Annotated in this window: 20 protein-coding genes; 13 read left to right on the forward strand and 7 right to left on the reverse strand. The window is 48.1% G+C overall.

All coding sequences use genetic code 11. The features are described 5' to 3' along the window. Positions 1-7 precede the first annotated feature (7 nt). Positions 8-976 carry an ABC transporter ATP-binding protein gene (locus D515_RS20300; protein ID WP_039850396.1) on the forward strand — a complete coding sequence of 323 codons (969 nt, stop codon included), beginning with the start codon at positions 8-10 and terminating at the stop codon, positions 974-976. Between the two features lie 118 nt (positions 977-1094). Next, positions 1095-4553, forward strand: a complete 3459-nt coding sequence (locus D515_RS20305) for a hypothetical protein (RefSeq protein ID WP_002541194.1) — start codon at positions 1095-1097, stop codon at positions 4551-4553. A 74-nt stretch (positions 4554-4627) separates the two neighbouring features. Here D515_RS20305 and D515_RS20310 read toward each other — a convergent pair whose 3' ends face one another. Further along, on the reverse strand, positions 4628-5650 hold the full coding sequence (locus tag D515_RS20310; RefSeq protein WP_002541195.1) for a LacI family DNA-binding transcriptional regulator: 1023 nt from the start codon (positions 5648-5650) through the stop codon (positions 4628-4630). 307 nt (positions 5651-5957) lie between these two features. Beyond that, entirely contained in the window at positions 5958-6434 is a 477-nt protein-coding gene (locus tag D515_RS20315; RefSeq protein ID WP_002541197.1) for a 2-thiouracil desulfurase family protein, read from the reverse strand. Positions 6435-6623: 189 nt separating this feature from the next. Between D515_RS20315 and D515_RS20320 the strand changes: the two genes are divergently transcribed. Next, entirely contained in the window at positions 6624-7511 is an 888-nt protein-coding gene (locus tag D515_RS20320; protein WP_002541198.1) for an alpha/beta fold hydrolase, read from the forward strand. 20 nt (positions 7512-7531) lie between these two features. Here the strand turns inward: D515_RS20320 and speB are convergent, their stop codons facing one another. Continuing rightward, complete coding sequence (gene speB, locus D515_RS20325; protein WP_002541199.1) at positions 7532-8446, reverse strand: agmatinase; 915 nt, start codon at positions 8444-8446, stop codon at positions 7532-7534. Between the two features lie 289 nt (positions 8447-8735). Between speB and D515_RS20330 the strand changes: the two genes are divergently transcribed. The 5 genes from D515_RS20330 to D515_RS20350 all read left to right on the forward strand — a co-directional run bounded on the left by D515_RS20330 (position 8736) and on the right by D515_RS20350 (position 11856). After that, complete coding sequence (locus tag D515_RS20330) at positions 8736-9878, forward strand: patatin-like phospholipase family protein (RefSeq protein WP_002541201.1); 1143 nt, start codon at positions 8736-8738, stop codon at positions 9876-9878. Positions 9879-10028: 150 nt separating this feature from the next. Further along, the gene (locus D515_RS26035; protein ID WP_002541202.1) at positions 10029-10358 is read left to right on the forward strand and encodes a hypothetical protein; all 330 of its coding nucleotides are present in this window, start codon (positions 10029-10031) and stop codon (positions 10356-10358) included. Between the two features lie 5 nt (positions 10359-10363). Next, positions 10364-10687: a hypothetical protein gene (locus D515_RS20340; protein WP_152442407.1), complete on the forward strand. Its 324-nt coding sequence runs from the start codon at positions 10364-10366 to the stop codon at positions 10685-10687. Between the two features lie 29 nt (positions 10688-10716). Further along, positions 10717-11232 carry a GNAT family N-acetyltransferase gene (locus D515_RS20345; RefSeq protein ID WP_002541204.1) on the forward strand — a complete coding sequence of 172 codons (516 nt, stop codon included), beginning with the start codon at positions 10717-10719 and terminating at the stop codon, positions 11230-11232. Between the two features lie 3 nt (positions 11233-11235). Then, positions 11236-11856 (forward strand): HAD family hydrolase, encoded by a 621-nt coding sequence (locus D515_RS20350; protein ID WP_002541205.1) that lies wholly within the window; start codon positions 11236-11238, stop codon positions 11854-11856. Here D515_RS20350 and D515_RS20355 read toward each other — a convergent pair. Beyond that, on the reverse strand, positions 11853-13799 hold the full coding sequence (locus D515_RS20355) for an EAL domain-containing protein (protein ID WP_239644003.1): 1947 nt from the start codon (positions 13797-13799) through the stop codon (positions 11853-11855). The two genes, D515_RS20350 and D515_RS20355, sit on opposite strands and share 4 nt — an antisense overlap. A gap of 332 nt (positions 13800-14131) precedes the next feature. Continuing rightward, positions 14132-15766: a methyl-accepting chemotaxis protein gene (locus tag D515_RS20360; protein ID WP_002541207.1), complete on the reverse strand. Its 1635-nt coding sequence runs from the start codon at positions 15764-15766 to the stop codon at positions 14132-14134. Positions 15767-16247: 481 nt separating this feature from the next. Between D515_RS20360 and D515_RS20365 the strand changes: the two genes are divergently transcribed. The 5 genes from D515_RS20365 to D515_RS20385 all read left to right on the forward strand — a co-directional run bounded on the left by D515_RS20365 (position 16248) and on the right by D515_RS20385 (position 22518). Next, entirely contained in the window at positions 16248-16583 is a 336-nt protein-coding gene (locus D515_RS20365; RefSeq protein WP_002541208.1) for a zinc ribbon domain-containing protein YjdM, read from the forward strand. A 148-nt stretch (positions 16584-16731) separates the two neighbouring features. Further along, a complete protein-coding gene (locus tag D515_RS20370) occupies positions 16732-18084 on the forward strand; it encodes an ABC1 kinase family protein (protein WP_002541209.1) in 1353 nt (450 codons plus the stop codon). Between the two features lie 99 nt (positions 18085-18183). Further along, positions 18184-18819, forward strand: a complete 636-nt coding sequence (locus D515_RS20375; protein ID WP_002541210.1) for a YdcF family protein — start codon at positions 18184-18186, stop codon at positions 18817-18819. Between the two features lie 130 nt (positions 18820-18949). Beyond that, entirely contained in the window at positions 18950-19729 is a 780-nt protein-coding gene (locus D515_RS20380) for a DUF1266 domain-containing protein (protein WP_002541212.1), read from the forward strand. Next, the gene (locus D515_RS20385) at positions 19726-22518 is read left to right on the forward strand and encodes a hypothetical protein (RefSeq protein ID WP_002541213.1); all 2793 of its coding nucleotides are present in this window, start codon (positions 19726-19728) and stop codon (positions 22516-22518) included. Before D515_RS20380 ends, D515_RS20385 begins: the two co-directional genes overlap by 4 nt. Before the next feature lie 114 nt (positions 22519-22632). Here the strand turns inward: D515_RS20385 and D515_RS20390 are convergent, their stop codons facing one another. Beyond that, entirely contained in the window at positions 22633-23169 is a 537-nt protein-coding gene (locus D515_RS20390; RefSeq protein WP_039850398.1) for a hypothetical protein, read from the reverse strand. A gap of 273 nt (positions 23170-23442) precedes the next feature. After that, positions 23443-25122, reverse strand: a complete 1680-nt coding sequence (locus tag D515_RS20395) for an Hsp70 family protein (RefSeq protein ID WP_002541215.1) — start codon at positions 25120-25122, stop codon at positions 23443-23445. Between the last annotated feature and the right edge of the window lie 43 nt (positions 25123-25165).

Raw genomic sequence — 25165 nt, forward strand, 5'->3', positions numbered from 1 at the left:
GCTTAAAATGGAAAGCAAAGAGAACCTTCTTGAAATTAAAAACCTGGTGATGGATTTTCGCATCGGGCATTCCAAGTCCAATTTGATGCGTGCGGTAAACGACGTTTCCTTTGAGTTGAAGAAAGGGGAAGCGTTAGCGATTGTGGGAGAGTCTGGCTCGGGTAAAAGTACCGGTGCTCGGATCCTGACCCGTATTTATGAAAACACCGGCGGCTCGGTTATGTTCAAGGGCAAGCCGCTGGCGGAATACATCAAGGAAAACGGTGAACTGGAATATGCGCGACAAGTGCAGATGATTTTCCAGGATCCGTTTGGCTCCTTGAATCCGGTACACAATATTCATCATCACATTGCGCGTCCGCTCTTGATCCACAAGCGTGCGACCAAGCAAAATGTGACGGAGAAAGTGTACGAATTGCTCGAACTGGTGGGCTTGTCTCCGGTGGTAGAAACCGCAGAGAAATTCCCGCACGAGTTGAGTGGCGGCCAGCGTCAGCGTGTGGCGATCGCAAGAGCCATTGCTGTCGACCCGGAAGTGATTCTGGCCGATGAACCTATTTCTATGCTGGACGTTTCAGTACGTCTGGGCATTCTGAACTTAATGGCTGATCTCAAAGAGCAACACGGGATCGCCTTTATGTACATAACGCATGATATTGCCACCGCGCGGTATTTTGCAGAAAAAACGGCCGTCATGTATGTCGGTCATATGGTGGAGTGGGGCGATAGCGACAGCGTGACGCAGACACCCCAGCACCCTTACTCGAAATTGCTGCTGTCAGCCGTGCCGGAAGTGGGACGTGCAGGACGCCGCGATCTATCGGTTAAAAAGGGCGAGATACCGCTGTGGAAACCCAGTAGTGTCGGATGTCCGTTCGCTTCGCGTTGCCCAATTGCGACGGAAGCGTGCACACAATCCATGCCTGAAGCGACGGAAGTCAAACCAGGACATTACGCGAGGTGTCACCACCTCTAAGGCTATAAGGCCCTAACTAAGCGTAAACTTTTTATCGACCTCCCGGTGATGGTTGAAAAACCCACCGGGAAATTTTGAAATCAAAAAGAAAGCGCTTTCTTTTTAGGAACCAAGAAATATGGAACATTGTTTTAAACTGGCAAGTACCCCTGTTAAGGGGCAATTCGTAGACGTAAATGGCGAACGTTTTTATCGCATCGAGAATGTGGATCAAATGCCTGCATTCTTTATGAGTGTGGTGTCTGCCAATGATCACTGGTTGTTTGCGTCGTCGACCGGATGCTTGTCAGCAGGCCGTGGCAACCCTGAAAACGCCCTGTTTCCGTACCGCTCAGTGGATATGATCCATGAGAATGCTGAAAACACCGGCCCGAAAACCTTCATCCGCCTTGAAGATGAGGTGGGTGATGTCGTGACATGGGAACCTTTCAATCCACAGCACAATGGTAAGTACCGCGTTATCCGTAATCTTTATAAGAATATTACGGGTGACAAAGTGGTGTTTGAAGAGATTAACCCAACACTGCGCTTGACCTTCAAATATACCTGGCAGAGTGGCAACACCTATGGTTTTGTGCGCCGTGCTGAACTGAGTGACTTCTCAGGGACTTCGCGCAAGATTGAAATCCTGGACGGTGTACAGAACATCCTGCCAAATGGTGCGCCAATGGTGGCACTGCAAAAGAGCAGTGCGTTGGTGGATGCCTACAAATGGAATGAGCGCGTTCAAGATACCACACTGGCGCTCTACACCATGTATGCAAAGCTCAGTGACCGTGCAGACCCTGCAGAAGCGCTAACTGCAAATACGGTTTTCTGCATTGACAACGATGACGTTGAAGTGCTGCTCAGCAGCCAGCAAGTCCCGGCTTTCCGTCGTGGTGACGTGATTGAAAGCGAAACGCTGACACGCGGTGTTCGTGGTGCGTACTTCATCCACAAAATGATCGATCTGGCAGCGAACGAAACTAACGATTGGCTGTTTGTTATCGACATCGAAAAAGATCACGCAGGTGTGGTTGTTTTGCGTAACGAGCAAAAAGACCAGCAATCACTGCGAGAAAAGGTAGAGCAAGATTGTGCGAAAAACCACGAAGAGCTGGTTTCTCTCATTTCAGCAGTCGATGGGTGGCAGTTCTCGGAAGAAGAGGCCACCAGTAATCACCACTACGCGAACGTGCTGTTCAACAGCATGCGTGGCGGTGTGTTTGAGCAAGGCTATACCCTGCGTAAAGACGACGTGTTGCAAACCGCAGAAAATACGAACAAGAAAGTGGTACTGCGTAACAAGGCGTTTTATGACGCACTGCCTGCAACATTTACCCATGAAGAGCTGGTAAAACGCGCAGAGCAGGCGGATGACATTCAGTTGCTGCGTCTTTGCTACGAGTACCTGCCATTGACGTTTGGTCGTCGTCACGGTGACCCAAGCCGTCCTTGGAACCACTACGACATCAAAGTGAAAGACAAGGAAGGCAATCCTCTGCTGGCGTATCAGGGTAACTGGCGTGATATTTTCCAGAACTGGGAAGCATTGGCGCTGAGCTATCCGGGTTACCTGCGCTCGTTCATCGCAAAATTCGTGAATGCCTCAACGATTGATGGTTACAACCCTTACCGCATCACTAAAGACGGTATCGACTGGGAAGTGCTGGAGCCGGAAGACCCATGGAGCAACATCGGTTACTGGGGCGACCACCAGATCATCTACCTGCTGAAGTTCCTGGAATGGTCTGAACGTTTTGAACCAGCACAGCTGACAGCAAACCTGTCCCGTGAAATCTACAGCTATGCCAACGTGCCATATCGCATCGGAGACACACGCACGCTGTTCTCGAACCCGAAGGACACAGTGACGTTTGATACCGAGCTGCACGAGAAGACAGAAAAGCTGAGCGAGATGATCGGTAGCGATGGTCGTCTGCTATTGGATTCAGACAAAGAAGTGTACCTCGTCAACCTCTCTGAGAAGCTGCTGGTGCCGTTGTTGTCGAAACTGGGTAACTGGGTCGTCGATGGGGGTATTTGGCTCAATACGCAGCGTCCAGAGTGGAATGACGCCAATAATGCGATTGTAGGTAATGGTCTGTCGATGGTAACGCTGTACTACATGCGTCGTTATGTTGAGTTCATGCAAGCACTGTTTGCACAAGCACCGGAAAAAGTGCGCATTTCTAATGAAGTAGCAACCTGGTTGAAAGAGACCAGCGAAATCCTGAGCAAAACGCTGCTTGATGTGAAGAAGAAAACGATCACTCGCCAGACCAAACACAAGTTGCTGACCGAGTTGGTGGATGCGGCGAGCCGCTTCCGTCATCAGGTTTACCAACAGCAAGGCTTCAGCGGTAAAACATTGGTTAACAAGCACGACATTGAAGCGCTGTTGAACACCAGTTTGGATCTGCTGCACAGCAGTACTCAGCGTAACTTGCGCGAAGATGGTTTGTTCAATGCCTACAACGTGGTTCAGTACAACAGCGAGTCATTGGATTCCCTGCCGCTGTACCCAATGTTGGAAGGTCAGGTCGCAGCCCTGAGTTCTGGCGCACTGAGCAGCGCTCAAGCTGTATCTCTGCTGGACAACCTGTTCAACAGTGAGATGTACCGTGAAGACCAGAAATCCTTCATGCTGTATCCGGATCGCGAACTGGCAGGATTCAGCCGTCGTAACTGCATCGAAGCGGAAGCGGTTCGCAAGAACGATCTGCTGCGTGATATGAACAAACGTGGCGACAAGCGAGTGGTGTACGCAGACCTTGATGGCGTATTCCACTTCAACGCTACGTTTGAAAATGCAGGTGCCTTAAAAGCAACGCTGGATTCAGTTCGCGCAGACTACCCGCAAATGTCGGACGAGCAATACGAAAACGTGCTGGCACTGTACGAGTCTGTGTTTAACCACCGTGAGTTCACCGGTCGTTCTGGCACCATGTTTGGTTATGAAGGCCTGGGTTGTATCTACTGGCACATGGTGTCCAAGCTGCTGCTGGCGGTTCAGGAAGTTTACTTCGCGAGCTGGAAAGAAAACCCGCACAGCGCGGAAACCCGCAAACTGGCGGATTACTACTACCGTGTGCGTGAAGGGATTGGTTTCAACAAAACACCAACGGATTACGGCGCATTCCCGGTTGACCCATACTCACACACACCAAAGCATGCTGGCGCGCAACAGCCTGGTATGACAGGTCAGGTGAAAGAAGAAATCATCACCCGATTTGGTGAACTCGGTGTGCTGGTGGAAAATGGTGCGATCACCATTTCTCCGTCACTGCTGTTTGAACGCGAGTTCTCAAGCAAAGAAGCAGAGTTCCCGTATGTGGACATGCAAGGTGGGCAGAGAAGTATTGCGCTGAATGCAGGTGAACTGGCGTTTACTTACTGTCAGGTACCGTTTGTTTACCGCTTGAACGACAGCGGAAATACTAAGATCGTGGTGACGCTGACCTCTGGTGATGTGCTGTCCATCGAAGATAACAAGATGCCGGAATCTGTTTGTAAGAAGCTATTTAGCCGTACCGGTGAAATCGCACAAATCATTGTTGATGTACCGCGTGGCAAACTGAACCCTGCCGGGTAATCACAATCGCGAAAACAAAAACAGCCGCATCATGCGGCTGTTTTTTTATCTGTGGTTTGATGTACCAACGGTTGTTAAGCCGTAGTGACCTCAGCCGTGGAGAGGGTTTTCACTGAGCCGCGTTCCATCAGAGTAGGGAACAAACGGGTGTTGATGTTAGAGAGAGGCTTGCCTTCCAGCATGTTCAAAACACCACGGGCAGCCTGACACGCCATGTCTTCCAAGGGGAAATGGATTGTGGTGAGGCTTGGCGTCATGTATTGACTGTAGGTGTGGTTATCGAATCCAACAATGGAGATGTCTTCGCCTACCTTCATGCCACGGTCATGACAAACACCATAAGCGGCCAGTGCGATACTGTCGTTCAAACAGAAAATGCCGGTAATACTGCTGTCGCGATCCATCAGACGGCGAACTGCTTTGTCATTGCCATCGTGGTCAAATCGTCCTTCAACCACCAAGTTCTGGTCGTATTCGATGCCATATTTTTCCAGCGCATTGCGATAACCCTGAAGGCGCTCGCGGCTGTCTATCTTGCTGAGCTGACCGGTGACACAACCAATGCGGCGATGTCCGTTTTTAATCAGATGCTCGGTGGCAATATAGCCACCCCATTCGTTGTCCATGCAGATACATTGATCTGAGATTTCAGGGATGTAGCGGTTCATCAGCATGGTTGCTGGTGTTTTTTCCACAATCTGCAGAATATCAGCGTCGCTCATCATGTCTGAAGTCAGCACCAAACCGTCGATCTTTTTCGCATTCAGAAAGCAGATAGACTCCTGCTCTTCATCATAGTTTTCGTGGCCACTGGTGATGATGAGGTGATAATTCTTCTGACGAACGACTTTTTCAACATGGTGCATCAAGGGGCCAAAGTAGGGGCCATCAAAGGTACCTACCAGCATCCCGATACTGTGCGACTTGTTCGAAGCCAATGCCTGAGCAAAGGCATTAGGCTGATAGCCGAGTTTCTCGATGGCATCGAATACTTTCACGCGGTTTTTTTCCTTCACCGACTTGTGACCATTCAATGCCCGTGACACGGTGGACTGGGAAACATTCGCCAGCTCTGCCACTTCTTTAATGGTAATCAACGAGCTCTTCCTTTCATTTACTTGATGTTGCACGCCGTGATTTTATTGCCTTCCATTGCTATGAAAGTGCTTTCTTAAGTGATGACTAATGGAAGCGAATCTTCGTCATAAATCTAGGGTCAGTCGAGTTCGCAACTTTATTCATTTGGCGCAGCTATTTTTTCAAATAGGGTAAGTTTTGCCACGAAATGCGACGCATTGCCAAATAGAAAGGCTTTGCATTGCTCACAAATGTTCAGTAATTAACACTTTTGATACTGAAGTGCTCAATTATGAGTCACCGATTTCACTGAAAGCGCTTTCATAATTATAGTTCAGCCAAAGCGTCTTCAATCGAAAACTGGCTGAACACTTTAATGCCGTGCTGTCTGAGTAATGCGGTGGTCACACCATGACCGGGAATTTTGTTGCCAGCAAACTCGCCGCTATAGACAAGGGAACTGCCGCAGGAAGGACTGGATTCGGTTAACACGGCGATCTTAATGCCATGTTGCTGACAAAGTGCGAGGGTTTGACGGGCACCGGAGATAAAGGCGTCTGTCACATCTAACTGCTGGACGGAAATGACTTTTCCCGTACCGGCAATCACCGCATCGCCATCGGCAACATCGATTTCAGCCGGCGGGCGCGGGGTAGGAAGGCCACCTGCGACTTCAGGACAGAATGTGATCACTTCCGCCTGCTGAGTTAATCGCTGAAATGCTTCAGATTCTTGGAGAAGATCATTGCCGTCGTAACGGACTTTCTGGCCCATTAGACAGGCGCTGACCAGCACTTTTTTCATAGAGGTTCATGCGGTTTTAACATCGTTAACGGCGATGGTATCGGATCTCGATTAAAGAGAAACAGACTTTTTTTCACAGTAGAGTTGAGGAAATGTGAAATCGGTCAAATAATTAGTCTTACCCCCTGTGAAATCCAAACCAATAGATGGTGATGTACGCGAAGGGGAACACGGAGGGAGAGCCAAACCATGTCTGAAATGCTGCATCAGTATCCAATTATCAACGGACGCGAAATCCACGTTCGTGCATGGAACCCTGAAGGCGGGGAGACAGTGATTTGCTGGCATGGCTTGGCACGCAACAGCATCGATTTCGTTGAACTCGGGGATGAGCTGGCTGCAAAAGGCTACCGGGTGCTTGCACCTGATACCCTTGGACGAGGGCTTTCTCAGTGGGCGGATAATCCGAAAACCGAATACAGCTACGCCAACTACATTGATATGGCTGTGAAACTGATGGACTTCTATTGTTGCGATAAAGTGCATTGGGTTGGTACAAGTATGGGCGGTTTGATTGGCATGTTGATCGCGTCCAGCCCTGATTTCGGTGCTCGGATTACCACATTGGTGCTTAACGATATTGGCCCGGAAGTACCGAAAGAAGCGCTGGAAAGAATCGTTAACTATGTGCAAGAGCCTATTGCTTTCCGTCGGTATAACGAAATCAATCAATATCTCCAAACGCTATATCAACCATTTGGTCCCCACACTTGCGAACAATGGCACACCATGATTTCGGCTTCTGTTCGCAGGCTGGAAAATGGCGACTACACTACGCACTACGACCCGGACATTCTTGCGCAGTACGATCCCAACTCTCCGCCGATGAATCTCTGGCGACATTTTGGGAACCTGAATTTGCCGTTAATGCTGATGCACGGTTTGCACTCAGACGTGCTCACCAAAGGCATTGTGAAAAAAATGCGGGAAGTTCAGCCGGAAATGGCCGTAAATTACTACCTGGGGTGTGGGCATGCGCCTAACCTGTTCTACAAGTCATACCGACATGATGTCGAACACTTTATTGAAGCGCATCCCATCGAGCAGGAAGTCAGCCAGGAACGGAATGCTGGCTGATTCCCCAAGCTTCTGCGAGGTTACTTTGAAGCCCAAAGGTGGAGCAACTCAGTTGCGATCGTCGCCCCGGCTAACGCTGTAATTTCGGTATTGTCGAAAGGCGGGCTGACTTCCACTACATCCATCCCAACCAGATTGATACCGCGCAATCCACGCAAGATCCTCAATGCTTTATCGGAGGTTATTCCACCTATCACCGGCGTGCCTGTGCCGGGGGCAAAGGCGGGATCAAGGCAATCGATATCAAAAGTAATGTACGCGGGCTTTCCGCCTACCAAAGCTTTGACATGATTGGCGATTTCATCCGGCGTCATGTCATTGGCGGCTTCCGCACAAATCACGTTAAACGCATGGTGGTCTCTGTCGTAATCTGTCCGGATCCCAATTTGTACTGAAGCTGATGGGTCAATCAGCCCCTCTTTGGGCGCGTGATAGAACATGGTGCCATGGTCGTACTTGCTGCCTTGGCTGTATGTATCGGTATGGGCATCGAAATGAATGAGCGCCATTTCACCATGCTTGGCGTGATGTGCGCGAAGCAGAGGAAGGGTGACGAAATGATCTCCGCCCAGAGTTAGCATGGCTTTGCCTGTGGTGAGAATGTCATTCGCTGCACTGGTTGCCATATTGAGGAAATCTTCGCTGTCACCACAGGTAAAAATTAAATCTCCGGCATCAACGATATTGCATCGCTCACGAAGATCGAACGGCCAAGGGTAGCGAAACCCTTCCCACGCGAGATTCACCGACGCTCGCCTGATGGCATCAGGCCCTAAACGCGTGCCTGAACGTCCGGTTGTTGCCATGTCATACGGCATACCCAAAACCACCACATCGGCGGCGGTATCTCTTGGATCTTTAACCATGGGCAGGCGAAGAAACGAATAGGGATTGGAATACAATGAATCATCTTTTCTTGAAAATACGTCTTCCATACCAGCTTCTCTCGTGGCTAATGATTGTTTGGTCATTATTTCTACAAATTAGCAGGTGGGGCAAATGCCTATGTCTATTTTCTGCATCAGCGAACAATTCACCGAAAAGTTTGTGAACTTACAATCGAAGCGGCTTGTTGAATCCTGCATCTTCAGATTGTCTGGGTGTAAGCATTAAACACAAACTGTGACCGCTCCGTGCTTGTCCCTGAACAAATAAAAAACGTCATGCCAATGCCCAATTTACTGGTCTATAAAGAAGTCAATTCAAATCACAGGAGACAGGGACATGGCAACAACAAGACGCAACAAGAAGCCTAAAGTTTGTTTGGTGCTGCAAGGTGGCGGCGCTCTAGGGGCGTATCATATTGGTGCTTATGAAGCGATGAAAGAAGCGGGGTTTGAGCCAGACTGGTTTGCAGGTATTTCTATTGGCGCGTTGAATTCAGCGGTGTTGGCGGGGAATAAGCCCGAAGACAGATTAGGCAAACTGGAAGCTTTTTGGGAACGCATCTCGCGTCCAGATACCGATGCAAATATTCCAACGTCACTGGCAATGGCATTCAACACCATTAGTGCTTCTTCAGCACTGATGTTTGGTCAGCCAGATTTCTTTACACCGCGCCCGATTAATCCTTGGCTCGCCCCTCCGGGTGAAGCGGCAACCAGTTTCTACGATACTTCACCGCTTTTCAAAACCTTGGCTGAACTCGCTGACTTTGAGCTGATCAATCAAAACAAAACCCGTTTAACCGTCGGTGCGACCCGTGTGACAGATGGCGAACTGGTGTTCTTTGACAGCAAAACAGACGAAATTGAACCGGCCCACGCGGTGGCAAGCGGCTCCTTGCCTCCAGGCTTCCCTGCCACTCAGATTGGGGAAGAATACTTCTGGGATGGCGGTGTAGTTTCGAACACACCAGTGAATGGCATTTTGGATCTGGCGGGCGATGATGAACTGCTGATTTTCATGGTCGACCTTTGGAACGCGAATGGAGAGTTGCCGAAAACCATGAGTGAAGTGCTGTGGCGCGAGAAGGAAATTCAATATGCCAGCCGTACCAGCGAGCACGTAGAAGCTTTGATTGCCAAACGCAATCTCGACCATGTGCTGAAAACCTCCCCAGAACTGGTAGGCAGCGCGCAAGTACCGGATGTGACGACACTGAAAGTCGGCAATAAGATAGATATCGTACACATCACTTTCGATCCGCTGCAGGGGCACATTCCACTCAGCGATGCGGAGTTCTCCCGCCGTTCTATCCGCTTACGCCGCGAATGCGGCTATAACGACATGAGACAGGCACTGGAAGAGTCTCCATGGACACAACCTAATGAAGGTTTACCCTGTCATTTCCACCAACGCCAGTTTGAAGGATGTTGGGTAGAAGGCAATAAAGTGGAAAGCAATAAGCTCGACAAAGCTTCCTAGAAAAACTCAACCAGCGGGACAAATGTACCCGCTGGATTTCTACCTTCCAGTCTTGATGACTAAACATTCCTTCTTTTCTTCCCGGGGCATACTAATTACCAGACACTGCAATAAAAGGAATATTAGGCCTTGGATAAGGAAGTCGAATCGATGCGCGAAAGCATCCTTTATTGGATGGCGGAGTTCATTGCAAATGATGACAATCCTCCGTATCAGCTGTCACAGGTCGAATACTGCGGTGAACTGCTCAATACCTTTGCCGGTAACGTGATGTTGTCAGGCAAAAAAGCGGATAGATCTTGGGTGGATGTGCAAGTGAAAGCTTTGGTTCTGGCATTGAACGACTTGAACAAACAATGCGGTGAATGCCTGATAGAAACCGATCAGCGTGAAGGTATTTGTGAGCTGATATTCTATGTTGTCGCTCAGGCAGGGCACAGTGTAGAAGAAGACATCACTGAAAACTGGCGTGAGTGGTGAATTGCTTGTCACTTTCAAAACGTCTTCTCTTGAGTTTGGTGCACTTTATTACCGTCATTTTTCTCTGGTATCTGGCGCTGGGTGTGGTGTTAGGTTTGGGGTTCAAATCAGACTGGAACCTGTTTGATTACGGATTAACAACAATTGTTGCTGTCAGTTTGCTTTTACTTGGCTTGCCGTCCGTACTTGTTTCGTTTGTCGATACTGATCTCCCTACTTGGGTCTTTCCCCTTATTCTTTCGACTCAACTTATTTACGGGTTCTTACAAGTCAATCTTGTTTCAACCCTCCTGCAACGTAGAAACCGCAAAATCAATAAGATAGAGTAACCTGCATCAGACATGCTTAAAGGTGTATTATGCGCATTCAATATCTCCCTGACTCTGAGGTTAATGCATCCATTGATGCGAAAATTCGAGCATTACTCAGCAAGAGTTTTCTAAACAATAATGATTCAGAGCATTTTGCCCAACACCGTTACTACAAAGAAATGCCTCAACACCGATATATGGCTTGGGAAGGGGATGAACTCGCTGCGCATATTGCCGTCCACGAAAAACAGGTGTCTATTGATGGAATTGAGTATTTCATTGCGGGTATTGCGGAAGTTTGTGTCAATCCGGCATTTCGTGGCCAGGGGCTGGTCAAGCAGATACTCAAAGAAGTGCACCAGCATAGATTGGCCGCAGGAGATGATTTTGCGTTGTTGTTTGGGGAAGCAGAGATTTACAGCTCCAGCGGCTATGAAACGACGACAAATGTCCTCATGCATAACCCGGAAAATGGGTGGATATTGGCTGGAAAAACCATGGCGAAAAGCCTGAACAAAGTCTGGCCATCAGGCGACGTAAAGCTGTTGGGGCTGCCATTTTAACCGATGAACTTAGCGCTTTTTGATTTTGATGGCACCATCACCACGGAAGATACCTTCACCGCGTTTCTTTTCTACGCGACCCCAAAACGTCGGCTCGCGATAGGTTTTGCGTTGGTTTGGCCAGTTATTTTGCTATACAAGCTTGGCCTTCTTCCTGCCAGAAAAACACGCCCAGTACTTGCATACGTTGCGTTTTGGCATCGCCGGGAAGCAGACGTTGATCTGATTGCCAAGCGCTTTGCTGACGAGTATCTGACAACCGTATTAAGGCCTGATTCGATGGAAATGCTCGCTGAGCATAAGGCCAACAGTGACGACGTTTATTTGGTGTCTGCCACGCTGAATATCTACCTTCAGCACTTTTGCCAGAAACAAGGTATCAAGCTGCTTTGCAGCACCATGGAAGTTAAAAATGGTAGGTTCACAGGCCGATACGTGAAGGGAGATTGTAGCTGCGAAAACAAGGCTATCGCTGTGAAAGATGCAGTTGATCTTTCCAGTTACAGCATGGTTTTTGCTTACGGCGACACGGATGAAGACCTGCCCATGCTGGACTTGGCAGACAAGAAAGTGATGTGTGGCAAACCTTTGGCTACAGGTAGCGGGAAATCGAGCAGTAATTAGTTGCTCGCTAACTTGCTGCCCTTCATTACCTGCTCAATATCCGTCTTACTCAGTGCCTGATGATAATAATACCCTTGAGCAATATCGATATTGCATTCTGACACCAGGGAAATTTCTGTATCGTTTTCGACGCCTTCTGCAATGACCGTATAGTGCATTTCCTCCAATGCCTGACTGATGTGACGGTAAAGCACTTGCCCCGATTCGCTCGAAGTATTTTCCAGAAATTGGCGGTCCAACTTAACGAAATCGGCATTGAGGTTCGCCAGCATTGAGAGGCTGGAATAACCCGAACCAAAGTCGTCAATGGCCACGCTGAACCCTTCTTTTCTTAATCGGTTAATGACGTTCTGTGCTTTGCTTTGGTTCTGAATATAGCTGGACTCAGTCAGCTCAACCACGACGGGCAAGCCTTTCAAATGTGTAATGAATAAGTTGATATAGTCCTGGTCTAAAAGTGCATCTACTGTCATGTTCATGCTGACTTTGTGTGTCAACATTCCTCTTTCCTGCCAGTCTTGTAAGTCGAAACTGAGTTGATCAAGCACCCAGCGGTCGATAGGTAGGCTTAATCCAGCATCGTTGAAGTCTTCCAAAAATGAAGGTCCATAAAAACGGTCACCTTTTTTCAGCCGAAGTAAGGCTTCCATACCGATCAATTGACCCGTTTTCAGGTTGTATTGAGGTTGATAGAACAAGACCAATTCCCCCTCAATCAGTTGTTTCATGTGGGCATTAACTTTATCGAGTTTTTTGTCAAAGTTGAGTTGCGCTTCGTTTAGCAGTACATCAGAAGACGAGAGTACATTTGAGTTAAGGCGCAACTTCCGGATTAATGCGTCTCTCACCCCTTCATTACTCTTGTCTTCAAAATGTTTGATAAAGGGGCGGTAAATGGCGACTCCCAGAGTGATTAGAGCGATCTGTAGTAAAACAGCAATCACATCCCCACCTGTTTTTAGCCAGGCATTCATAAATATGGGTGTGACCCAGGAAATGGGCTCGCTAAGGATTTCTACTGGTATGAACGAGAGAAAAGTGTAGGCCAGTACATGATTGACCAAAGGGACAAGCACAAAAGGAATGGCAAGGGCAGGGTTATAAATCACCGGTAAACCAAAAAGCAGGATTTCATTGATATTCAGAACTGCAAATGGAATGGAAATTTTCGCCACCGCACGGCCATGCGAGCTTTTAGAAAACAGCAACAACGCCAGAATAAGTGACCATGTACTGCCAGCGCCGCCATAGACCACGAACAAATCGAAAAAGTTAGCGAAAGGGATATTGGAAACATATATATCCGAAACGAACTGCGTATCGAAAAAGGTGTAGTAGGCTGCCGCACCGTGGATACCGGTAATCCAGAAAAGGTGGATAAACACGGTGTAAGAGAAGGCTTGTAGCTGCATGGGGAGACTGGCAACCCATTCGACAAAAGGTGTAAAAGAGACCAAATGCAGTTTTGGTACCAGGAACACCGCCACAATATAGACGATGATATATGGCAGTGTGGCGTCGACATTCCGTGTCAGCGAGCGGTTTAAAATCCCTTTGGGATCAATGGTGATTCTCAGGTACTTGTTCAGCAGCACATACATAACGCAGACAAAGATGGGAATTGCGATTGCCTGCGGTAAAACAAATTTGTCTGTCAGTTCCAACCCGGCTTCGCCCAATTGAACAAATCCAGAGAACTTAAAAAACAACAGGACAGTGAGAATGGTGGCGTGGACCCGCTCATAAGAAAAGCCAAGCGCCAAATGCGAAGCTAAAGACATGGCGAGAAGCGGCGGGAAACTCAGATCGAACATTTTCGACAGGGTGTCCGCGGTATCTATATCCAATATCCCAATGTCCTGATTGATGATATAGAAGACAATCCAAAGTGAACGAAGAAACATGTAAGGAAGAAGGGCCAAAACCGCTTCACGAAAGCTCATTGCGAATATCTTCAACGCCGACATTCTTTGCATAGCGAGCACTGAATAGACTCCTGACAGATTATTATCCCCCTGTAACACCAAAAGATTTTTTGGTCATATTCGACGGGGTTATTAATTTTGGTTCATGGTATCGCCAATGATTGTGGTGATATGTGCAGCTTTAGAGACTGAGAGAATGTTTCATACCTAAAAAACCTGAATCCTGCATTTTCAGGGCGTTTGGGTATAGTTAAAAACACCTAAGGAAAAAACGAACAAAGCCCCGTAATGGGGCTTTGTTCGTTCTCTTGCCCGGCAGTGGGCGGGCAGGGAGAAAAGGGCTTACATGGTTAGATGGCGCTGGATACCTTGAAACGACTCACTGAGCTTCTGAACTTGCCTACCAAATCATTGACTTCACGGGCTGAGCCCTGAACGTCGGCCGCTGATTCATGGTTGTTGGCGGCCATATCGGCAATGCCCTGAATACGGCGCGCTAACTCCTGATTTGCGATGGTTTGTTCATGCAATGAGCGTGAGACCTCTTCAATGATATTGATGAGATCCATGGATTTCTGATGCATTTCGCGTACAGATTGTTCTGCCGAGTGAGTTTGCGACATATTATCGCTGACCACAGAGACACTGTCTTCAATATGACTGACAGTGGTTTCAATGCCGCTTCTGAGCTCTTGAATCGTTGAAGCAATTTGTTTGGTGGAATCAGAGGTACGAACCGCAAGGTTACGCACTTCATCGGCCACAACAGCAAACCCACGCCCCTGATCGCCAGCGCGTGCTGCTTCAATCGCGGCATTCAAGGCAAGAAGGTTGGTTTGTTCAGCGACATCGTTAATCACGCTGATAATGCCTTCAATCTCTTTCGAGTGCTGGTCGAGTTCTGCCACTGCTGAACTTGAACGCTGAGATTTCTCAGACATCTGATCCATATTGCTGATGGTCAACTGCATGGTATTGGCGCCTTGCTGAGCCTGAGCACCATTCTCATTCGACAGTGACTTCATCTTGTCAGCATCATGGGAAATGGTATTGATGCTGGCGGCAAATTCTTCCACCAAGGCCGCGATGCTCCCAGTATCTTCTGATTGCTGAGTAGACGCACCAACGATGTGATTGGACAAGGTTTCCAGTTTGGTCACTTCGCTGTTGAGTTGGTTGGCACCTTGCGCAATCCCTGTCAGCGTTTCTTCAAACGCATTCATCAGGTTGTTGAATGCACGGCCAAGATCCGTGATTTCGTTTTTGCCTTTCAGGCGTGAGCGCACGGTGAGATCCAGGTTTCTCTCAGCATTCTGGAACTGGCGCTGCAACGTACTCAAAGGTGTGGTGATGCTTCGGGCAATCGTGAATGAAATGCCCGCTAATACCAAAGCCACCGCCGCCACGATCAGCAGCATCTTGCGCACATCTTCGAAGAAAATGGCATCAACATCATCCACATACAATCCAGTGTTGAGCACCCATCCCCAAGGTTTGAACGGCAGAGAGTAAGCAATTTTTGGGTAAGGTGTTTCGTCGGCCCCGGCTTTCTTCCAGTGATAGGTTACGAACCCACCGCCATTTCTGGCTTTTTTCACTTGTTCCGCGATGATGTAAACACCGTTAACATCTTGAAGGTCGGCGAGATCTTTACCAATCAGGTTGCTCGCAATAGGGTGGTGCACCATGGTGGACTTCATGTCATAAATCATGAAATAACCATTGGTGCCGTAGCGCATCGCATCCATGGCTGTGATCGCCCGTTGCTGTGCTTCTTCAACCGAAATCTCTCCAGTCTGGGACTTTTGGTATAGGCGGGTAACCAGACTCTCGGCAGTTTCTACCAATACCTGAATCTGATTTTTTCGCTCTTCGAGCATGTTATCTCGCTTGATGATCAGCGAGATGGTGGTGACTGAAACCAAAGACAGCAGGGCAATCACGATGATCAACGATAAACGTTGCCTGATGGACAAGGCGTTCATGTCTCTCTCCCTAAAGACTAAGTGTTTAAAATAATGGGCTTTATCAAAAATGATTCTAGCAACTTGTTTCACATTTGCTTGCTGTCAAAATTGCTGAATATGTTGCAAAAATGTCACAGGAATAATATGGCATTCTGTCTGACTAGATAGACAAAGGGCTGCGGGCTTTTGACTTGTAAATTCATAGCCGGAATGAATTTATTGTGACGAATTAACATTTTTCTGAAATGTGATCCGATGCATTTAAATGTAAGGAAATGGATCGTTCAGTTATGCCGCTGTAGGCAATAGTGTGGCTCGATTTTCACCTAACTGTTGCACGTAAAAGGCTAAATAATCTTAAACCCGGAAAAAGTGTGTGCTTATCACGTTTCGCTATATGCGAAGCTAGGGGTTTGGTTTAGACTAGCGCCTCTTTGTACCAATCGGACTGACGATTTAGTCCAATTGGTATTCTCCATCCTTACCGAGGTGATCAATCATGTCTTTACCAAATTGCCCACAATGTAACTCTGAATACACTTACGAAGACGGCGCATTGTTCGTTTGCCCTGAGTGTGGTCACGAGTGGTCTCAGGATGCATCTGCAGATGCAGAAGAGACAAAGGTAATTAAAGACTCTAACGGCAATGTTCTTCAGGACGGCGACACTGTCACCGTGATCAAAGACCTGAAAGTGAAAGGATCGTCACTGGTTGTTAAAGTGGGTACTAAAGTGAAAAACATCCGTCTGGTAGACGGTGACCACGATATCGATTGTAAAATCGACGGCATCGGCGCAATGAAGCTGAAGTCTGAGTTCGTGAAGAAGGTTTAAACCCTCACTGACCCTGAAAGAACCGCGCTTTTTAGCGCGGTTTTTTTATATCTTGGGTTTATACCCAAACAACATGAAGATGCCCAGTGAACGATTCTCTGTTCGGTTCGTACTGGTTCAAGGAAAAACAACAAAAAGGACGCATATCGTGGCTGAGTACGACGATGGTAAAAAGGTGCCTACCAACCGAATGAGCAGAGTCGGTATGTTTGGCTCTGTAGTCACCAAAGTAGCGACCAACATGGCGGCAGAAGGTGCCAAGCAATTGATTGCAGGCAAGCGCCCGAAAGCCAAAGACCTGCTGCTGACTCCAAAGAACATTTCCAATATTACCGATCAGCTTGCCCAGCTTCGTGGCGCAGCAATGAAAGTTGGCCAGTTGTTGAGTATGGATGCGGGTGATGCTTTGCCAAAAGAACTCACCGATATCCTCGCCCGACTGCGTTCTGACGCCGCGCCAATGCCTGCAAAGCAACTTGCTGATGTATTGGCGAGCGAGTGGGGCACTGATTGGCAGAAACACTTCCTTTCCTTTAAATTCAAGCCTGTCGCTGCAGCGTCAATTGGTCAGGTACATTTCGCTTATGACGACGATGGTTCAGAACGGGCGGTAAAGGTGCAGTATCCTGGCGTGAAGAAAAGCATCAGCAGCGATGTCGATAATGTTGTCACACTGCTTCGCCTGACAGGGCTAGTGCCTAAAGAAGTCGATTACAAAAGCCTGCTTGAAGAAGCTAAAAAACAACTTCACGCCGAAGCGGATTATCAACTGGAAGCCGAACATGCCAAGGTGTTTGGTGAGCTGTTGAAAGAGGATGATCGATTCGTCGTGCCTTCAATCAATGATGCTTTGACCACGTCGTCGATATTGACCATGAGTTACGAACAGGGCGAACAGATTGAAAACCTCGGTGATTTGCCAGATACGCAGAAAACCGAGCTGGTTTCGAATCTGTTTACCTTGTTGTTCCGCGAAGTGTTCGACTTCCAACGTGTTCAGACCGATCCTAACTTTGCCAATTACCTGTACCAGCGCGAAACCGGAAAAATCGTCTTGTTGGATTTTGGCGCAACCCGTTTGTATTCAGACACAATAAGCAAGGGCTACCAAAAGCTGCTGACGTCAGCGATGCACAACGACAGGGAAGGGGTGGCAGATGCCATGTCCCAAATTGGCTTTTTCAGTGAGCATATCTTCCCAGAACAAAAAGACGCTGTGGTGAATTTGGTGATGACGGCCTGTGAGCCTCTGCGCCATAACGGGCCCTATGATTTCGGCAAAAGCGATCTTGCCAAGCGCATTCATGATGCCGGCATGGCACTGAGCACCGAGCAAGGATATTGGCACACACCACCCGTGGATGCACTTTTCCTCCACCGGAAAATCGGCGGTTTGTACTTGCTCGCAGCGCGTCTTGGCGTGAGCGTCGATTTGCCTGAACTATTTGCCCCGTTTGCTTGGGAATCAGAGTCTGAGCTTGCAAAAGTGATGGCGAATTAACCATTCGCTACCGAATTTCAGAAAATGCGTGTCATTGCTTTGAAATGAAAGGGCGTTAGGAGTATTGGTATCCATACATCGTTATCTGGGAATACTGAAATGCCTGCACGTCTATATCAACATCTTGAAACCATCTGGAATTACCACCTTATGGGGCATGAAGTTAAGCCCGCAGACTGCCTGTTTGTATTGTGCAGCAATGATTTGAGAGTCGCTGAGCACGCCGCCGATCTTTACCGTCGAGGAATGGCACCTTACGTACTGGTGTCCGGGGGAAGAGGCAGGTTTACTGAAGACGTTTTCGAAAAATCGGAAGCCGAAACGTTTGCCGAGATTTTGCGTGATGAAGGTGTGCCAGACAGAGCAATACTGCTGGAAAGCCAAGCCACCAATACAGGTGAAAACGTGACGCTGTCACATGAGGTGTTGTCAAAGAAAGGATTAACGTTCAGTCGTTTCATTCTGGTGCAAAAGCCTTTTATGGAGCGTAGGGCTTACGCGACGTTTCTAAAACAGTGGCCTGATGACGTAGAAAGCGTTGTTTGTACATCCCCGCCTATCCCGTTCCTGGAATATCCGACGGCAGATCTTCCGTTTGATCACGTTGTTGAAGCCACAGTGAGTGATTTCGAGCGCATTAAGGATTACCCAGCCCAGGGTTTTCAGATTGAACAAGTGATTCCTGATGACGTTATGTCCGCCTATAACGAGATTAAGAAAGCGGGACTTTGGTGAGACAAGGGAACACTTAAACGGAGCCAAACTGCTCAATGCCCGATAACCTGATCCATCTCACTACACTTTGACGCCCGAAAACGTCATCCTGAGCTAATTGCATGAAGCAATTAAGAAAAGCAGGCTCAGGATGACAGCGCAAACTCCTTACACATTCGACTTTTCCTTGCCCCATTGCCAATGGTGGCTGGCGATAACTGCTCCCCAAATTAGCTATAACCGTGGCGAATATGACTACGACTTACCCACCCTAAAACGCGATGCAGAGGATCTGGAGGCGTGGGGAAAAAGCTTTGCTGATAGCTGGGGGATTGAAACCCGCCGTGAATGGCACCAGATGATCCACCGGCTCGCAATGGGGGAAGTTCACGGTGATGTCTGGGAAGGAGAATTCGGGCGCCGCGCCTGCATGAGCGCCAATGAATGGCAACAACGTATCGACAGTGTACAGAATGAGGTCGCTAAGGCTGAAATGCAGTATCTCGATGCGGCTTACCGCCATGTTGGTATTGCCGGTTTTAAAGCGTGGGATTTTTGCCGTGGCTCTTTTCTTACCCGCGCTGGATTCAGTGCGGGCAAAGTAACCCAAGAAGAATTTGCCTTCCTGCTCAACTATTTCTGTCTTCAAATTCAAAAGCACTTTTCAAGCTGGGAACAATACAGTCAGAGCTTCATTTTTGGTCGCAACTATTGGGAATATATCAACGATCAAGATGAAGATATCGACAACGTCAAATACCTGCTCAATAACGGTTTCTATATCGGATTCAGCAATTTCTTTCAAAGCCTTGAGCAAGACAAAGACTGTCCCATTCCCGCTTTGGAATGGAACATCGCGCTGCCAGTGGTTCCTCAGCCGGAATCACTTCGTGCGTTGTTGAGTGAAGAGGAAGGGGAGACACAATCATGAACATGTGGGAAACCCTCGAACTCGAACCTACGCAAGATGAATCCGTCATCAAGAAGGCCTATCGCGTCAAGCTTCGCCAACATCACCCAGAAGACGATCCAGAAGGATTCAAGCGGGTACGCGAAGCGTATGAAAATATTCTTCAATGGCTGAAAGACGGCGTTAATGACAATGGAGAAACCAACAGGGAATCCGCCCCCGAAAACCCAGAAACAGCGACAGAACACCCGCACATCAGCGCGTTGAAAGCAATGCTTCAAGATGCGTCAAAGCGGATGGAATTGACGAGCTGGAAAGTCTGGACAGAAACCGGACAGATGCTGCAAATCGATGAGCAGCAGAAGATCTCAGACGACGCTGTAACTCTGGTATTAGCAAACCGCTGGTTGCCCCCCGCGATCATTGATGTGCTTTGGCACGGTTTAAGTTGGAATCTCTTGCTGAACGGGGACCAACAGCAAGTTGAACTGGGTGAGTTTCTCGATGAATGGCGACAGTTTCCCCTGTCCGTCTCCCTCGAAGAGCTGACTCAGCTGAGTGCACCGGAACAAAGGGCTGTACTGAGCTTTTTGCGTCCTCTTCATATTGCGCTGTCACGTGGGCAAGTGGATGCGTTGCACTATCACCTGCAGCAGCCGCTGACGTTTGTCATACCGAATCTGCTCAATGTTCAAATCAGCCTTCTTAAAGCGCATGTCGCTATAAAAACAGCGTCATCGTCAGTTGTCGAGGCCTTGTTGGTGTCTGACCTCATTGAACGCCCCGCAGAAACCCTCACGCTCGCTCAATGGGAGGTGATTGCGGAGGCAGCCAAGCTTACCGGTCACTCAACAGCGATCGAAGCGGTGACGGGAAAATTCCTTTCACTGAAGGCGTGGTCTGAGGCCGCCGATCTGCAGTATTTCTCCGCACTCAGTCATGATCGCTTATTGGCCTTGGTATTGGCATGTTTGCGTCAGCGCTGGAACCCGCTGCCGCCTGTATTCTGGCGCAATGAGCGAAAATTGTTAGAGGTACCTGAAAGCGCCCCAGAAAAGCTGATGTATGACTGGCTTTGTGGCCAGCTTGTAGGGCATGACAATAATGCGATTAGCCACAGACTCGATTTTACTGGCGCAGAGGGATCTTTAGTGCTGGTCGTCAAAGTACTATGGGCGGCGCACTCCGGCAGCTGGGCATGGATGAATTCGCTCAAGCAAGCGCTAAAGCAGGAATTGGACGCATTGGGAAATGGCAGTGAACGTGTCGCCATTCTTCTCGCGCAGCAATGCTTAAAAGAAGTGATGGAAACGCAGGGTGGTTCTGAAACGCTACAGCAAAAATTGGCGCACTATGAAACCGACGCCTTCTTCTCACAAGAAGCCCTGACCATGGAGGAGCTAAGTTCACTATCCAAGGATGATTGGCTCGAGTGTATTCGTCGCCATCCTTTGCTGCCTGACACTTGGTATCGACAGTTGGAGCAAGCGGAAGTCTTGGTCATGGAAGAGCTCCATGAAAGCAATATGTATCCTTACTATGCTGATTCACTCTGTTTCTATCGAAGTGCCAACCCGCAGTATGAGATTACCAGTGTATGGCAGAAAACTGCGTTTGAGGGCGTTTTTGACTGGGCGCTGATGTTCTTTTCCCACCTCGGAGCAGGTGGGGCACTCAAGCAACCGGTAATGGATACCTTGCCACCACTGCCTGAACGGCAACTTAGCGGGCCGATTTCGCTCATTCTGCCTTTTGCCGCCAAGCCTTATGACTATCTGCCCGAGAGTATCGATGCTTTTAACCAATTCCCTGAACAGTTTGTCTATCGCCTGGTGGTCGATAGCCAAGTGTCGTTACTGATTGAAAGTGAGAGTATCGATACCTTAATGGAAAGGGCTAAAGCGCGTGATCTTAGCGCCACTATCGCGCTATCCCGTCTATTGGCCGAGGAGCATTTTGACGAGGCGATTGTCTTTTGGAACCTGGTTGCTGCCAACCTGGATGCAAATCCGCATTTCCACGTGGTGGTGGACTGGCAACAACAAACTCTTATCCGATTAAAGCAAGAAAAAGGGTTGGCGAAAGAGACCTACCATTACGACAAACCAGAGTTTATTCATGCGATGATCACCACAAACAGGGCTTGGTTTGCGCCACCTGAAGAGTTTGAAGAACATTCACCAGAAGACGAAGCGAAAGACTTCCATTATCCCATGTGCATTCTTCTCACCCAACTGCACTTAGGGCTGGAGGGAGATGGATACAACATGGCTTCGCTCAAAGCACTGGCAGACAGGCGTAAAAAGCAAACTGAACTTCAGCGGGAAACCACGGACGTAGCCGTTGAGTTCCTTGACGAAATGTATCGTCAGAAGCTAGAGAAAGACATCGCTGAGAAAGGCGAGAAGGCGGCAACTTACAGCAAAACCAAGTTGAAGTTTCTCTCGTTCGTTTTCTTTGCGGCCTGGGTATTTGTTTTCCCAATGACTGTAATGGCGGGATTTGACGTCTCTCAAGAAACGTTGGGAGGCATGGTCATCTTTCTGTTCATCACCCACAGCCTTTTAGCTTGGCAGGTTTCACGTCCTATCATCACCAAAGGCAACAGGAAGAAATATTTGTTTTACAGCGTATTCACCTTGCTGGCGGCCATCATATTCCGCTCAGTCTTCCTCGCTTTCGTCAATGTTATTACCCACTACATGACAGCCAATGGGCTGAATGATCTTTACTCCCGGGGAGGTTGGGATAGAAAAGTGGTGGCAAGAAGGGAGATCAATATGAGGAAAGTGTTGGGGTTTAAGGATTAGAGAATGGAAACCAATTGGGCATAAGTTGGAGTCAATGTGGGATTTACTCAAAAAGGAGAAGCTGATGAAGTATAAATGCGAAGTCAGAGCTTCTCCTTACTATTTTGACGCTTTTTAGTTCAGGCTTTTAATTCTATCAATAATAGTGTTTGATAGAGCGTTGAAAAATACTATCTCATCTTCTTTACTTCTTAATGAACCGCCTAGCACTTCTAAATTCATTTTAAACCCCCCGCTATATGTGAGGTTTCTCTTAGAGATAGTTGTTAGCAAATCATTTCCATCATAAATTTCTATGTCATAATCGAAATTAGGATAAATTAGGGAGTCAGATGGAAATGGCGTTTGATCACCTGCAAATCTTCTATGATAAGTCATTGTTATTTTCAAAGTGTTCATTGTAGGATCTGAAGATATTAGGTTGGCCTTTTTTAACTGATCTTTGATATCACTCGAAACCCTATTTTCAATTTCATTGGCAGTATGATATGTAATTTCTGGAGTCACACGTTCAACTAACTTAAGAGATATCTCTTTGATTTGAAACTTTTCTGTTGTATCAACTGAAGGCGCTTTTTGACTACTGCTACATCCCGCGATTAATACCAAAGAGAATAAAGATAAATAAATGCTTTTTAGAGGAATTTTCATTAGGTTTCCCATTTCGTTATGTAGTGAAGTATGAGCTAGTTGGTTTAACTTACTAGCTTTAAATTTGGTAAAGCACTAATTGATACTTGACCAAGTAGCGTTTATTTCAAGTGAAAAGTGATCTCAAAGTATTTGCAATGGATAAATTGTGAGACTGGGTGATTTAATTACTTTACACTTAAGAGTGATTTCATAATTTTAGCGGTAATAGTGAATATGAGATAAGATCCTCGGAGAGAAACTCGGAGTGTATTTTGAATAAAAGTCACCCACTCAACTAAATCCCAGAACCTTTAACTGCTTATCAACCGACTCTCTCGCTTCGCGAATGATGCGCTCATCCTGGCTATTCAAAGCCTGTGTGAAGGCAACAATAAGCTCCTCTACCAACTGGCGTTCTTCTGCGAGCTTTTCTTCGTAGAGGCGGTTGAGCTTTTCTGACATCGCAATGTTAGGCAGTTTGTCGCGAGGGTGGACTTTTAGCATGGCGAGGCGTTCGCGGCTGGCGGCCTTGTCGTCTTCACTCATGCCAACAGGGGTGCGGTCGATGATCTTCTGAGTGGTTTTCTGTGTCGACAGCACTGTCACATCCACTTCCAACAGACCATTGATGTCATAACTGAAACGTACATCAATCGCTTCTTCGCCCGCTTTGTTTTCTGGCACGGTCACTTCAAATTCGTTGATGAAGATATTCTCGCGAACCCAGTAGCGCTCACCCTGATAGACCGCAATTCTTACGACTGTTTGGTTATCAGTGGTGGTGTAGTAACGCTCAACACGGGAAGTAGGGATGACGGTATTGCGCTCAATGATTGGGCTGAATACATCCACCTGACCATTGCGGTTTGAAGCGATGCCGAGGCTGAAAGGGGAGACATCTGTCAGCACAATTTCCTCGACCGCTTCATCGCGCAAACGGCACGCCGCTTGAGTGGCAGCGCCCATAGCAACGACCAAGTCAGGGTCGATGGAAATCTTTCCGAAACGTCCAATCAAACGAGTGGCGAGTTGTTGAACCTGACGCAGTCTCGTGGCACCGCCAACAAAAATCAGCTCATCAATATCTTCCGGTGTAATACGCGCATCGCTCAATGCCTGACGAAGTGGCTGGGAGAGTCGCAACATGGTCTCCTTCCAGATTTCATCAAGCATGAATGGGGTGAGTGACATTGACTGGGCAAAGGGTTCCGGCAGGTTAATGACAACGTCGCCTTCGCCGATTTTCTTGGCGCTTTCACTGGCGCTGATGATCTTTGCCATGTCATTCAGGGCAATATCACCGTCATCGGTTTTGACTTTATCGATGACATAATCAGCTAGCTTGCGGGTGAAGTCTTCACCACCAAGACGGTTATCGCCAGCAGAGGCGCGCACATCAACAAAACCGTCAGCATGCTCCACCACGGTGACATCAAAGGTACCACCGCCAAGATCGAAAACAAGAAACCGGCGTTCATGAGATTCGTGAAGGCTGTATGCAAGACAGGCAGCAGTGGGTTCGTTGATCAGGCGAACAGCAATCAGATCAGCCAGTTCTGCAGCGAGGTGAACCTGTTTGCGTTGTTGATCGCTGAAGTAAGCGGGAACGGAGATAACGACTTCGCTGATGGCATGACCGAGAAACGCTTCCGCATCCGCTTTGAGTGAACGCAGGATGAGTGCACAAAGCTCTGTGGGCGTGTAACGCTGTTTGCCGAGTTGGTATTGCTTGTCGGAGCCAACGTAACGTTTAAAAGCAGCAGCGGTTTCCTGAGGGCGGGTCACCAAACGAGAGTGCGCAGCATCACCCACCAACACCTGTCCGCTGTCGTCGATACTGACAACTGAAGGGGTGAGGAAGTGGCCAAGGGCATTGGGGATCAGTTCAGCGTTTCCATTTCGCCAAACAGCAATCGCGCTGTTGGTGGTGCCTAAATCAATGCCGATCGCCAATTCGTTTGGAGCTGTCATCCTGTACATCCATGTCCATCGTTACTCTGCACAGGGTAACAGC

The organism is Grimontia indica, assembly GCF_000333895.2.
Lineage (GTDB): Bacteria > Pseudomonadota > Gammaproteobacteria > Enterobacterales > Vibrionaceae > Enterovibrio > Enterovibrio indicus.